Origin of the sequence: Microbacterium sp. NPDC058389 (assembly GCF_042722305.1) — a bacterium.
Lineage (GTDB): Bacteria > Actinomycetota > Actinomycetes > Actinomycetales > Microbacteriaceae > Microbacterium.
The window spans coordinates 85821-98773 of record NZ_JBHXJQ010000004.1 but is presented as its reverse complement, the minus strand read 5'-3'; the positions used below and the strand labels follow the sequence as shown (position 1 = coordinate 98773).

Annotated in this window: 13 protein-coding genes and 1 tRNA gene; 7 read left to right on the top strand and 7 right to left on the bottom strand. The window is 71.7% G+C overall.

The window, feature by feature from the left end:
• Nucleotide 1: 1 nt before the first annotated feature.
• Complete coding sequence (locus ACFWJ8_RS07300) at nt 2-829, top strand: PIG-L deacetylase family protein (protein ID WP_378810230.1); 828 nt, start codon at nt 2-4, stop codon at nt 827-829.
• Between the two features lie 109 nt (nt 830-938).
• A complete protein-coding gene (locus tag ACFWJ8_RS07295) occupies nt 939-1898 on the top strand; it encodes a magnesium transporter CorA family protein (RefSeq protein WP_378810228.1) in 960 nt (319 codons plus the stop codon).
• Between the two features lie 31 nt (nt 1899-1929).
• Here ACFWJ8_RS07295 and ACFWJ8_RS07290 read toward each other — a convergent pair whose 3' ends face one another.
• Complete coding sequence (locus ACFWJ8_RS07290) at nt 1930-3153, bottom strand: MFS transporter (protein ID WP_378810226.1); 1224 nt, start codon at nt 3151-3153, stop codon at nt 1930-1932.
• A gap of 72 nt (nt 3154-3225) precedes the next feature.
• On the opposite strand from ACFWJ8_RS07290, the gene ACFWJ8_RS07285 reads away from it, so the two are divergent.
• Nucleotides 3226-3927 (top strand): GntR family transcriptional regulator, encoded by a 702-nt coding sequence (locus tag ACFWJ8_RS07285; RefSeq protein ID WP_378810224.1) that lies wholly within the window; start codon nt 3226-3228, stop codon nt 3925-3927.
• Between the two features lie 43 nt (nt 3928-3970).
• On the opposite strand, the gene ACFWJ8_RS07280 is transcribed toward ACFWJ8_RS07285, so the two are convergent.
• The 4 genes from ACFWJ8_RS07280 to galU all read right to left on the bottom strand — a co-directional run bounded on the left by ACFWJ8_RS07280 (nt 3971) and on the right by galU (nt 6711).
• Nucleotides 3971-4046 (bottom strand) — tRNA-Ala (locus ACFWJ8_RS07280).
• A 67-nt stretch (nt 4047-4113) separates the two neighbouring features.
• Nucleotides 4114-5085, bottom strand: coding sequence for a large exoprotein (locus ACFWJ8_RS07275; RefSeq protein ID WP_378810222.1), 972 nt, complete (start codon nt 5083-5085; stop codon nt 4114-4116).
• An 85-nt stretch (nt 5086-5170) separates the two neighbouring features.
• Nucleotides 5171-5800 (bottom strand): GNAT family N-acetyltransferase, encoded by a 630-nt coding sequence (locus ACFWJ8_RS07270; protein WP_378810221.1) that lies wholly within the window; start codon nt 5798-5800, stop codon nt 5171-5173.
• Between the two features lie 23 nt (nt 5801-5823).
• Complete coding sequence (galU, locus tag ACFWJ8_RS07265) at nt 5824-6711, bottom strand: UTP--glucose-1-phosphate uridylyltransferase GalU (protein WP_378810219.1); 888 nt, start codon at nt 6709-6711, stop codon at nt 5824-5826.
• 82 nt (nt 6712-6793) lie between these two features.
• Between galU and ACFWJ8_RS07260 the strand changes: the two genes are divergently transcribed.
• The 3 genes from ACFWJ8_RS07260 to mscL are packed head-to-tail and all read left to right on the top strand — an operon-like array spanning nt 6794 to nt 8146.
• Nucleotides 6794-7390 carry a 5-formyltetrahydrofolate cyclo-ligase gene (locus ACFWJ8_RS07260; protein WP_378810217.1) on the top strand — a complete coding sequence of 199 codons (597 nt, stop codon included), beginning with the start codon at nt 6794-6796 and terminating at the stop codon, nt 7388-7390.
• A 23-nt stretch (nt 7391-7413) separates the two neighbouring features.
• Nucleotides 7414-7695 (top strand): FmdB family zinc ribbon protein, encoded by a 282-nt coding sequence (locus ACFWJ8_RS07255; RefSeq protein WP_378810216.1) that lies wholly within the window; start codon nt 7414-7416, stop codon nt 7693-7695.
• A gap of 43 nt (nt 7696-7738) precedes the next feature.
• Nucleotides 7739-8146, top strand: coding sequence for a large conductance mechanosensitive channel protein MscL (gene mscL, locus ACFWJ8_RS07250; protein WP_378810214.1), 408 nt, complete (start codon nt 7739-7741; stop codon nt 8144-8146).
• Here the strand turns inward: mscL and ACFWJ8_RS07245 are convergent.
• Complete coding sequence (locus tag ACFWJ8_RS07245; RefSeq protein ID WP_378810212.1) at nt 8143-8340, bottom strand: hypothetical protein; 198 nt, start codon at nt 8338-8340, stop codon at nt 8143-8145. The two genes, mscL and ACFWJ8_RS07245, sit on opposite strands and share 4 nt — an antisense overlap.
• Nucleotides 8327-12049, bottom strand: coding sequence for an AAA family ATPase (locus tag ACFWJ8_RS07240; protein ID WP_378810587.1), 3723 nt, complete (start codon nt 12047-12049; stop codon nt 8327-8329). Before ACFWJ8_RS07240 ends, ACFWJ8_RS07245 begins: the two co-directional genes overlap by 14 nt.
• Nucleotides 12050-12259: 210 nt before the next feature.
• Between ACFWJ8_RS07240 and ACFWJ8_RS07235 the strand changes: the two genes are divergently transcribed.
• Nucleotides 12260-12871, top strand: coding sequence for a methylated-DNA--[protein]-cysteine S-methyltransferase (locus tag ACFWJ8_RS07235; protein ID WP_378810210.1), 612 nt, complete (start codon nt 12260-12262; stop codon nt 12869-12871).
• The last annotated feature ends 82 nt before the right edge of the window (nt 12872-12953 follow it).

Below are 12953 nucleotides of genomic sequence, written 5' to 3'. Positions count from 1 at the left end.
CGTGCAACGCCGCTCCCGCATCCTGGTGGTCGTCGCCCATCCCGACGAGGCCGAAGAGTACGCGTCGGGAACGATCGCGGGGCTGGCCGACCGCGGCCACCACGTGAAGGTGCTGTGCGCCACCAACGGCGACGCCGGTCACGCCACGATGCGCCGCAAGCCGCTCGCGAAGCGGCGCCTGCGCGAGGCGTACGCCGCCGCCGACATCCTCGGGATCGCCGAGTACGAGGTGTGGGATGTGCACGACGGCGATCTCGTCGCGTCGGTCGAGCTGCGCAAGCGGATGATCCGCGCGATCCGCAGCTGGCGGGCCGACGTGGTGATCACGTTCGCGGACGAAGGCGGCGGCCACCCCGACAACCGCGCCGCGGCCCAACTCGCGCGCGCGGCGGCGGGGCTGGTGACCCTGCCCAACCAGGTGCCCGACGTCCCGCCGCTGGAGGTGGCGCCGGTGGTGGTGCGGATGATCGACTTCGGCTCGATCGACCAGCACCGCGTCGACGTCGTCGTCGACACGACACCGCACATCGAGCGCAAGCTGGCCGCGTGCGCCGCGCATGCCTCGCAGTTCCTGGAGTTCGCCCCGCACGAGCGCGGGCTCACCGACCTGGTGCCGACCGACGCGTCCGACGTCGACGCGTTCATCCTGGAGCACTGGTCCGAGTTCCTCTACACGCAGCCGCCGGCACGCGAGCGCCTGCACGCGACGGGTCACCCCGACCCCGACGCGGTCGTCTACGCCGAGACGTTCGAGCTCGCCCCGTACGGCCGCGCCGCATCGGCCGACGCCGTCCAGGCCCTGTTCGACGGTCGCGCCCTGACCGTCTGACGACTGCCGCGCACGCCTCGACGGGAGTGGATGCCGGCGCCCGGCATCCGCTCCCGTCGTCGTGTGCGGCGGTCGCGGGTGGCGTGCGCGCACGTCCTAGGGTGAAGCCATGCGCATCCTCGATTCCATCGACGACGAGCTCATCGGGCAGCTGCGTCGCGACCACGAGTTCTTCTGGCTGGATGCCACGGACCTGCCCGTCGACGAGATCAAGCGTCTCGGCACCCTGCTCGACCTGCATCCCCTCGCCGTCGAGGACAGCATCACGTTCGGCCAGCGACCCAAGCTCGACACGTACGGCGACACGGCGCTGCTCGTGCTCCGCGGAGCGGTGCGGTCGCAGCCCGAGGACCGCAACGAGCATCCGCTCGAAGAGATCCACTGCCATCTGAGCGGCGACTTCATCGTGACGCTGCACCGGCGCCCGTATCCCGATCTGCAGCGCGTCACACCGCTGTTCTCGCACGCCAAGACGGCCAAGAGCGAGCAGTACCACGTGTACAAGATCATCGACGTGATCGTCGACAGCTACTTCCCGATGCTCGCCGACCTCGACGAGCAGATCAACGACCTCGAGGACGCGATCGCCTCGCACGGCGGACGGAGCGAACTCGAAGAGACGTTCCGGCTGAAACGCCTGCTGCTGCGGCTGCGCAAGGCCGTCGTGCCGATGCGCGACGTCTTCGCCCGCGAGGTCGAGGTGATCGTCGACCTCGCGGGACTCGAAGCCGACAGCCACGACTACTTCCGGGACATCTACGACCACCTCATCCGCATCACCGACGAGCTCGATTCGTACCACGAGCTGGTCAGCGGCTGCACCGACCTCTACCTGTCGACCGTCGCGAACCGCCAGGGAGAGACATCGAAGCAGCTCGCGATCATCGCGTCGATCTTCCTCCCGCTGAGCTTCCTCACCGGGTTCTTCGGCATGAACTTCGGATGGGCCGTCACCCACGTGTTCGATGGGCCGTGGGCGTTCGCCGTGGGATGCGCGCTGATGGCCGCCGCGGCGGGCGCCATGTGGCTGTTCTTCCGCCGCAGGGGCTGGACCGGCTCCGACGGCTGATCGGGCCGACGGAGCGGCATCCCGCCCGCGCCTAACCCGTGGCCTGGTCGTCCGCGTGCCGATCCCGGGCCGGAAGGAGCCCGAGCGAGATCAGCGGCGTGAGCGCCACCAGACCGAAGGCGAGCGGATAGCCGACCACGGTGATGAGCGCGCCGACGACCGGCCCGACGGCGGAGGCGCTGAGGAACTGCCCGGTGTTCTGGATGCCCAGCGCGCGTCCCGACCACCGGGATCCGGCGGCCTCGGCCACCGACGTGTACGCGAGCCCGTTGTCGGCGACGCTGATGGTGGCGGCGATCACGAACACCACCGCGGCGACGACGTCCCAGTGCGCCCAGCCGGTCGCGCCGAGCACGACCATCGCGATCACGCCCGCGATCGCCACGTGGCGCAGCACGCCGACGCGGGTGCCGACGCGGTCGCTGACGTGTCCGATCACGATCCTGCCGAGGGCGCCGACGAACTGCGAGGCGGCCACCAGGATGCCGGCGGCCGTGGGCTCCCATCCCATTCCCGAGGTGAGCCACACCAGGCCGAACGTCGACAGGGTGAACTGCGGGAAGACCAGGAGGGCCGAGACGAGGTGGATGCGCAGCAGGAAGCGGTCGCGGGCGTACGGATTCGCCGTGGCACCGGCGGTCGCGCCCGCAGGAGCACCGGGGCGGGGAGGATTGCGGATCCCCCACGCGCACAGCGCCGCGAGGACGAGGGCGGCCGCGCCCGAGAGAAGGAACGGCGCTGTGACGCCGAACTCGGACGCCAGCCCGGGAACCGTCAGCGCCGCGACGGCCACCCCCAGTGGCTGCGACATCTGGCGGATGCCCATCGCGAGGCCCCTGCGCTCGCGGGGGAACCAGCCGACGACGACGCGGCCGCTCGCGGCATTGGTGCTGGCGGCTGCGGCGCCGCCGAGCATGAGCACGAGCGCGAGCCCGATGTATCCGTCGACCGGCACGGCCGCGAACGCGAAGACCGCGGTCAGCGCGAGGCCGCCGGCGATGATCCAGCGCTCCCCGAACCGGTCGGCCAGCGCGCCCCAGACGACGAGGGTGAGGACCATGCCGAACGTGGGGGCGGCGGCCAGAAGGCCCGCCTGCGCGAGCGGCATCCCCTGCTCGGTGTGCAGCATCGGGATGAGGTAGGCGGGCGTCGAGACGAGCATCGTTCCCGCGGCCTGGGCGGCCACTCCGAGGGCCAGCATCACCCACGCCTTCGTCGGCGTCCGCACCGCCTGCGTCACCACCCGGTTCGACATGTGCCCCTTCTTCCGTCCACGACCATCGAGTACCATAACGGTATACCAATTCGGTGAACCAGAAGGGACGCCATGAACGCTGCCAGCGACGGCGGTCTGTACGAGAGGCTTCGCACGGCGATCCTCTCCCTCGAGCTCACGCCCGGAGAGGGCTTGAGCGAGCGCGGCCTGGAGTCCCTGCTCGGGGCGTCGCGCACCCCGATCCGCGCCGCACTGATGCGGCTGGAGAACGAGGGGCTCACGCAGCGCGAGGGGCGCGGCTGGCAGGTGGCGCCGATCGACCTGAGCGAGATCCGAGCGGTCATGGAGTATCGGGAGGCCGTCGAGGCCGCCGTCGTCGAGCACGTCGTCGAACGCGCCGACGACGCCGAGCTGGCCGCCCTCGCCGCACTCGCCCACGCCCACCAGCGTCACGACGACGAAGAGATCGGTCTGCGCGACGGCAGCGACTTCCACCTCGCGTTGGCCGGCCTGTCCCGCAATCCGTTCCTCGCCGAGGCGATGGCCAACGCGCTGACCCGCCTGAGCCGCACCCGCTGGCTCGAAGTGCGCACCCCCGAGTCGCGGGCGCAGGCGCGGGCCGAGCACATGCAGATCGCCGCCGCGGTGGCCGACCGCGACGCGGCCTCGGCGCGACGGCTCGTCGTCGCGCACAGCCGCGGCACGCGCGATCGGCTGCTCGCGTCGCTCGAAGAGGAACGCCGGCGACTGCGCGGACGAGGCGTCGCCATCATCGAGTCCTCGACGGCGCCGCCTCCGCTGAAAGCTGTCTGAAACGGCGAAGAGCCCGCCGGATCCGGCGGGCTCTTCGGTGTTCTGGTGGACCTGAGGGGAATCGAACCCCTGACCTCCTCGATGCGAACGAGGCGCGCTACCAACTGCGCTACAGGCCCGTGAACCTCGAAAACACTATCACGGCTCGAGGCGTGCTCCGAATCAGTGCGGGGCCCCGGGCGCGCCTCACGCGCCGGCCGCGCGACGCGTCAGCAGATCGCGAACGTGCGCCTCGATCTCGGCGTCGTCGACGTAGCCCATGCGTGCGTAGTCGGCGCCGGACGACGCGGTCCGCGCGGTGCGGGCCACCTCGATCGACGGCGGCCGCTGCTCCTCCGCACGCGCCCGCATCGCCTCTTCCAGCGCCGCCTGGCGCAGCGCGGCACGGGCCGCCTGCGCGTCCAGGACGGCGGCGGCGCGCGAGCCCGCCGACGCCGTGAGCGGCTGCGGCAGCGTGCGCGGCTCCCACGCCCGCTCCTGAGCCTCGAGCTCGACGTCCTGCACCGCCGCGACACGACGCGGTGCGGCATCCACCGCGGAGGCCACGGCACGCGCCGCGACGCGCGACAGCCGGTGGAGGATGAGAAGGGATGCCGTGGCCAGCCCCACGCCGGTCCACAGCAGCGTCTGCACACCGGCGGTGACCGTCTCGAACACGCCCCAGGCGACGAGCCCCAGTCCGACGACGCCGACGAACGTGGCCGCGAGACGGAAGCGACGCCGGGCACGGGCACGGCGCGCGGCGGGAACGGATCGTGCGGCTGCGACCTCAGCGCGCGCGGTGGCCTCGGCCGACGCACGCGCGGCCCGGCTGCGCTCCAGGTCGACGCGTGCGGCCGCCTCGGCGGCGACCCGCTCGGTGCGGGCGATCTCGAGGTCGGCCTTCGCGCCTTCGAGCGCCGCCTGCTCGCGCTCGGCGAGTGCGCGCTTGGCGAGCTTCTGCTGGGCCGCGGCCGTGCGTGCGTTGAGCTCCAGCCGCACCTCTTCGGGCGTCTCGCTGGTCTCGGCGAGCACCCGCAGCGCCTGGTTGAGGCGCACCGCATTGCGCTCGGCGGCGTCGTACTGACGCCTGCTGTGCCACGTCGGAAGCAGATAGACCAGCCACAATGCCGCAGCGACGAGGACGATGACTCCCCCGCCCAGTACCTGCCCGCCCATGCAGACCACGGTAACGCGACCGGATGGCCCGGACACTCGCATCCGCTCGCGTGTCGCGCGATGCGCGGACGCCGGTGTCCGGCCCCTACGCGTGCAGGCGGTCTGCGGGAGGGACCGTCGCGGCGTCCTGCGGGGCCCGACCGGACACCCACCGCTGCAGCACGCCCTCTGGCACGTCTTCGCGCACGAGCGCGAACGCGTAGTGGTCGCGCCAGTCGCCGTCGATGTGGATGAAACGCCGGCGCAGCCCCTCGTAGCGGAAGCCGAGCTTCTCGACCACGCGCAGGCTGGCCCGGTTCTCGGGCCGGATGCAGATCTCCATGCGGTGCAGCCGCATCTCGGAGAAGCAGATGTCGGTCGCGAGCGCCACTGCCGTCGGCGTGATGCCCCGTCCGGCGAACCGCTCGCTCACCCAGTAGCCGATCGTCGCCGACGCGAGCGACCCGCGCGCGACGCCCCACACGTTGAGCTGACCCGCGATCTCGCCGTCGTGCTCCATGACGAACGGCACGCCGACACCGTCACGGTACTGCTGCAGCAGCCGCCGCACCCCCACCCGCATGTCGAACGACACGGGGCCGTCGGGGCTCGTCGCCTCCCACGGCCGCAGCCAACCGCGGTTGGCGAGCAGCTCGTTCTGGAGCACACGCGCGTCGCGCTGCTTCACGAGCCGGATCGCCACCGGTCCATGGCTGCGGGGAGCCGTCAGATCCACGAGACTCCCTCGAACGAGCGGCGTCAGAGGTTCGCCGCGAACTCCTTGAACCAGGGACGCAGATCGGGACCGAGGTCTTCGCGATCGACCGCGAGCTGCACGATGGCCTTGATGTAGTCCACCCTATCGCCGGTGTCGTAGCGACGGCCACGGAAGACGACGCCGTACACGCCGGGCCCGTCGGGGTCCGCGGCGAGCTCCTGCAGCGCGTCGGTGAGCTGGATCTCGCCGCCCTTGCCGGGCTCGGTGCGCTCGAGGATGTCGAACACCGCGGGGCTGAGCACGTAGCGGCCGATGACCGCGAGGTTCGAGGGGGCGTCCTCGGCGCTGGGCTTCTCGACGAGCCCGTTGACCTTGACGATGCCGTCGTCGTCGGTACGCTCCGCAGAGGCGACGCCGTAGAGGTGGATGTGCGACGGATCGACCTCCATCAGCGCGATGACGGCGGCGCCGGTGCGCTGGTGCTCCGCGATCATCGTCGTCAGCAGCTCGTCACGCTCGTCGATGAGGTCGTCGCCCAGCATGACCGCGAACGACGAGTCGCCCACGTGCGCCTTGGCGCGCAGGACCGCGTGGCCGAGGCCTTTGGGCTCGCCCTGACGCACGAAGTGGATGTCTGCGAGGTCACTCGACTCGAGCACGCGGTGCAGACGATCGATGTCGCCCTTGTCCTTCAGCTTCTCCTCGAGCTCAGGCACCGAGTCGAAGTGGTTGGAGATCGCGTTCTTGTTGCGCCCGATGATCACGAGGATGTCGTCGATGCCGGCCTGCGCGGCCTCCTCGACGACGTACTGGATCGCCGGCTTGTCGACGACGGGCAGCATCTCCTTCGGCATCGCCTTCGTCGCCGGGAGGAAGCGGGTACCGAGACCGGCGGCCGGGATCACGGCCTTGATCGGGTGATGAGGCATTGTCCGAGTCTATGCCGCGTCAGCGGCGTGCCCCTACACCGGATCGGACGCCGTGTGAGAACCGCACCGTAGAATCGACGGCATGTCCGACGCGATCGCCGATGCCAAGCGCGCCCTGCGCGCGGAGCTGCGCGAGCGCCGTCAGCTGCTCTCGGCGGCCGCGCGCGAGAACGCCGAGGCCGGCATCCACGCCCAGCTCGACGCCCTCGTGGCCGAGCACGGCGCCCGTTCGATCTCCTGCTTCCTGTCGACCATGACCGAACCGGGCACGCGTTCCTTCGTGACGGATGCCGCGGCCCGCGGCGTCCGCGTCCTGCTTCCGGTCACCCGCACCGACGGCCTGCTGGACTGGGCCGTCGCCACGCCCGACGGCGACATCGCCGAGGGGCTGTTCGGACTCCCCGAGCCCGTCGGCGAACTGCTCGGCCCGATCGCGCTCAACGACGTCGACCTGCTCGTCGTCCCGGCGGCGGCGGTCGACCGCACCGGGATGCGACTCGGCTGGGGGCGCGGCTTCTACGACAAGACGCTCGGATCGATGGAGCGCTGTCCGCCCGTGTACGCGGTCGTGTACGACTCGGAGTTCGTCGAAGAGGTGCCGAGCGACATCCACGACCAGCGCGTGACCGGGGTCGTCACCCCCACGCAGACCATCACCCTCGCGCCCACGCGGCGCTGACATCCGAACCCGCGAGAGAATCCATGCCCACCTACGCCTACGCCTGCAAGCAGTGCGGCCACCGCTTCGACGCGGTCCAGTCCTTCGCCGACCCCACCCTCACGGAGTGCCCTGAGTGCGGCGGACCGTTGCGCAAGGAGTACGGCTCGATCGGCGTGACGTTCAACGGATCGGGCTTCTACCGCACCGACTCGCGCGCGGGCGCGAAGAGCTCGGGATCGGATGCCTCGGGTGGCGCCTCCTCGCCGACTTCGACATCATCGAAGTCCGAGGCGAAGGCCTCGCCCGCGTCCTCCGGAGCCTGAACCGGAGCCCCATCGGCGCGGGACGACACCAGGGGGGTTACCCGTGATCAAGGGCTTCAAGGAATTCATCGTCCGCGGCAACGTCATCGATCTGGCGGTCGCGGTCGTCATCGGCACCGCGTTCACGGCGATCGTCACCGCGATCGTCAACGGCCTCATCAATCCGCTGATCGCATTGGTGTTCCAGGCCGACACGCTGTCCGACATCGTGGTGGCGATCCCCAACGTCCGGGGCGGGACCACAGACTTCGGCATCGGTCTCATCCTCGCCGCGGTCATCAACTTCCTGGCCGTTGCCGTCGTGGTGTACTTCGTCTTCGTGCACCCGATGAACGTGCTCAAGGAGCGCGCCGCCGCCAAGCAGGGCGTGACCGAGGAGCCCGAGGCGCTGCCGAGCGAGGCCGAGCTGCTGGTGCAGATCCGCGACCTGCTGGGGAAGCAGAAGTCCTAGTAGTGCGGGGGCACGTCGCGGCGCATGCGCTCGTCGTTCGGCCCCGGATCGGCGGATGCCGCGGCCTGCTCGGTCGCGGCATCCGCCGTCTCGTCGGCAGGGATCGGCTCGGCCGTCGTGCCGGGGGCGGGCGTCAGCTTCGCCCGGCGTGACCCCGTGACCCGCTCGATGCGCTGACGGTCACTCGACGACATCGATGGGCTGCGTCTCGTTGTCCACCCGGGGGGCGTCAGGCGGCACGCCGAGCATCGCGGCGATCCGCTGCGCCACATCGGCCGGGTCGCGGTACAGATCGAACGAGTGCACGCGGACGTAGTGCCAGCCGAGCCGGCGCAGCACCTGAGGCCGCAGCCGCAGCGACTCGCGCAGCGACTCGCCGACCGTCTCGGGGTCGCTCTCGACGATGACCGCCTTGCCGTCGTACTGGGCGACCAGGGGCAGCAGGCCCCGGTAGTCCACGTCGACCGACAGCCCGGCGCGCCGGAGCTCGCGGGCGAGCGCGCGCGTCAGCGGATCGGCGAGGTCTTCGAGCCGCGCCTCGCGCGAGCGGGCGGCGATGCCGCCGAGGATCGACATCAAGGTGGCGGCCCCGTACTCCAGGCGCCCGTCGTCGAACGCCGACGGGCGGATGGACGACACGATCACCATCGACCGGCGGGCGCGCGTCATGCCGACCGTGAGCAGCCGCTCGCCGTCGGGCGTCGACAGGTCGCCGAAGTCGCTCAGCACGCGGCCGTGCTTCGTCAGTCCGAACCCCAGCGAGAAGACCACCCGGTCGCGGCTCTCGGCTACCGACTCCTCGAGCGTGAGCACGGCGAACGGCTCCGCCGTGTCGCGCGAGACGAAGTCGGCCACGTCGGAGCGCCCCACGAACGCGGCCTCCACCGCCGCGCGGATGCGCTCGGCGTGCCGCGTGCTGGCGGTGACGACCATGAGCGATTCCGTGCCGCGGTTCACGGCGTGCTCCACGACGAGGGTCACGACACGGGCCACCTCGGAGTCTGGGCTCTCGACGGCACCCGTCACCGGGTCGGGCGCGCCGTGGCCGCCCTCGACGTAGTCCACCGCGAGGCTGCCGCGACCGAGGTACGACCCCGCCCACGGCAGCGACACGAGCTCGCCCCCGTAGAACGCGTCGTTGACGAGCGCCGCCAGGTCCTCGCCTCCCGCGCGATAGCTGCGGGTCAGGGTCTCGACGGGGAACAGCTCGGCGAGCCGCTCGAACACGCTGGTGTCGTCGAACGGAGGCTCGTCGTCCTGCGCGTCCTCGCCCGTCGGCGCAGCCGGCGGGGCGGGGGTTCCGGCGGCCACGACGAACGGCGTCGGCTTCTGCGTCACAGGGTCGCCGAACGCGACGACCTGGGTGGCCCGGCGCAATGCGGGGGCGGCCTCCGCGAGGCACAGCGCCGCGGCATCCGCGAGCACGACGACGTCGAAGGCGGCCTTCTCGGGGATCCGCGGGACCTCGTACGGCGAGGCGAGCCACACCGGCGCGAGCGTGCGCGACAGGGTCGGCGCCACGGCGACGAGCTCGGCGGGCGTCACCGCACCGCGCTTGAGCGCCTGCTTGAGCGCGCCCGCCTCGTCGGCGTGGTCGACGATGCCGATGCGCCACTGCGTGGCCAGCTGCGCCGCCAGCAGTGGGCCGGATGCCGCCGCGTGCGCCTCGTCGACGAGGCGGAAATCCCGCTCCAGACGATCGACGACGGCCGTGTTGGCCCCGAGCACGGCACGGTCGGTGCGCAGCACCAGCTCGAGCGCCGACTGCCACCAGGCGAACTCGAGTTCGGCCGCGACCCGCTCCTCGGGCACATGACGCACCGAGAGCTCGAGCAGCAGCGGTTCGAGGCCGAGGGTCGCCAGCTCGGTGCGCAGCGTCGCGCGCTCCTTGAGGTTGTCGAAGACGTCGGAGTCCGCGGCGAGGCCGGCGAGCGTGCGCACGAGGTGCTTCACGGGCAGCGAGCCGAGGCGATCGGCCCCTGTGCGGCCGAGGACGGCGTCGAGCTCGCCGAGTTCGGATTCGACACGGTGCCAGGCGACCTGCACGTCGCCGAGTCCCAGCGGCACCTCGGGCGTCACGCCTGCCTCGACGTGGCGCTGCCACTCCGTCCGCTGCTGCTGGATGCGCACGAGCGCCTCGTACATGTCGGGCACGTGGACGCCGGGGCGCAGGTACTCCCGCGAGAGCCGCCGCAGCCGGCGACGGTTGGCGCCGGTCATGTCGGGAGAGTCGCGGCGGGCGGCGTGCGCCTGGATGAGCTCGCCGAGCGGCCGCTCGAACACCGTCATGCTGAACTTGTCGAGCGAGTCCCGGATGCCCTGCATGAGGCGCAGGTACACGCCAAGCTCGTCGACGGTCTGGAACGGGCGCATGCGCGTCTGGCCGACGAGCTCGTAGCCGCGCTCCAGGAGGGTCGGGAGGTCGCTGCGCTGCAGCTTGCCCGCCAGGGCGTGCGCGGCGCGTGCCTGCTCGACGGTCGAGAACGTGACGCCGTACCACGGCGAGTCGTCGGGGCCGAACCGGAACTCCCCCAGCCGTGCGGCCGCCGCGAGCTTCGCGGCCGCCTCCGCGCGAGTGGTCGCCAGGCTCTCCAGGGCGTCCTCGTCGAAGCGCGCCTCGGTTGCCGGCGCATCGCCCGAGTCGGCGAGCGTCGCGAGAGCGCGCAGGATGTCGAGCACCGAGACCCCGAGGGAGGGATGCCGGTCGGTCACGGCCGCGCGGTAGTCGCCGAGCACCCCGCGCAGGCGCACGAGCGCGTCGTCGATGTCGGCGACCTTGGGTGTGTCCGCCTTCTCGTTGCGTCCGATCGCGCGGATGAGGTCACGCTGCAGGCGATCCGGCGACACCGCGAGCCCCGGGAGGCCGATGCCGGCGAGACGGTGCCGCACGCCGTCGAGGGTCGAGCGCCGCGCGCTCACCACGAGCACGTTCTTGCCCGCCCGGACGAGCTGGCCGATCGTGTTGATGACGGTCTGCGTGCCGCCCGTGCCGGGGAGCGTGTGCACCACGATCGACTGGCCGTCGGCGATGCGCGCGAGCACCCGCTCCTGCTCGGAGTCCGCGTCCAGCAGCAGCGTGTCCGACGCCGGCGGACGGTGGTCGGGGCTCGTCGGCACGGGTCCGTCGCGGCGGATCGTGAGCGCTTCGCGATCCGAGACGTGTCCCGCGAGCGCGTTGAGCACCGGGTGGTCCAGGTCCGAGGCATCCGCCGCCATGCGTCCGCCCACGTCGGCGAAGCTGGACACGAGCAGGCGCGGCTTGACGACGTAGCTGTCGATCGACGCGGTGAGCGCACGCAGGTGGTCGATGACCGGCTGCGGCTTGAACAGGCCGCCCTCGTACGCGAGAGCCGCGAGCCCGCCCGCGTCGATCGCGATGCCGAAGTGCTGCCGCATCGCGCGCACCAGCTCGGGGTTGACCGAGAAGGTGCCGTGCAGCTTGAGCTCGAAGTCGCCGTGGTGGCGGCGGATCGCCAGCGGGCGCAGCAGCACCGGGGCGCTGCACACGAGCCCGCCGAGGCGCCAGTTCGCGAGGCCCACGGCCAGCCGGACCGTGTCTAGGCCGCGCGTCGTGCGCAGCTCGAGGTCCTTCGAGGTGATGCGCTGGGCGGCCAGGCGCGCACCACGGAGGGCGACCTCGTCACGGAAGAGGTTCGACAGCAGCGTGGACCGGCCGGTGATGAACTGGGGCAGGCTGCCCGGGTGCGCCTTGGTGATCTCGATCGCGGCGTCCTGGCCGTCGATGAAGTGCTGCAGCGTGGAGCGTCCGCCCAAAGCCGCGGACTGCAGTCGCAGACGGTCCCGCTCCGGTTCGGCGACGTGCACGACGGTCACGTCGGGTTCGGCGAGCCCGAGGTCGCCGGGGGTCACGACCGCCCCGCGTTCGGCGTCCTCTGCGCCCAACACGGCGCTCCGATCTGCTCGCCACACACGAGCCACCCTAAGCGGAGCGCGCACGGGGTACTTGCAATGGACCTGAGTTTCGCGGTATTGGACGGCCGGCCGAGCGGGCCACTCCTCCCCAGCGCACGGATCCCGGCCGCGGACGGGTGACTCCCCACAGCTCGGGGGTCCACCGTCCGCCTCGGCGCCGGCCCGCGCCAGGATGGTCGCATGACCCCGACGGATCCGCCCCGCTACCGCGTCCACCCGTCGCCGATCGGCGACATCCTCATCGTCATCGCCGAGAACGGCATCGTGACCCTCCATCCCTTCGACGGCCCGCTCGACGCCGAGATCGAACGGGTGTCGCTGCTGCTGCGCGCGGCTCCCGTCCCCGACGACGAAGCAGGTGCCCGACCCGACCTGTTCGAGGCGGCGGCCTCGCAGCTCGACGAATACTTCGACGGCGCGCGCACCGGCTTCGACCTGCCGCTGGACTGGAGTCTCGTGCGGGGCTTCACCCTCGCCGCGCTGCAGGCCGTGTGCGACATCCCCTACGGCGAGACGGCGGGCTACGGAGAGGTGGCGATCGCGGCCGGCGCACCGCGTGCGGCGCGGGCGGTGGGCACGGCGTGCGCGACCACGCCGTTCTCGATCGTCGTGCCGGTGCACCGCGTCGTGCGCGCCGACGGCTCGCTGGGCGAGTACGGCGGCCGCCCCGACATCAAGCGCTACCTCATCGACCTCGAACAGGGTCCGGGCACCCCCGCCGAGAGTGAGAGCGGACGGAGCATCCCGCCGGCGCCTCCCGGTGCCCGGGACTCGTGGGCCACGGGCGAGTAGGCCGCCCGCACGCAGCGGGGCCCGGGCACACCCGGGCCCCGCCTGGACGATGGCGCCCGGGTTCCCGAATCGGCCCGATGGT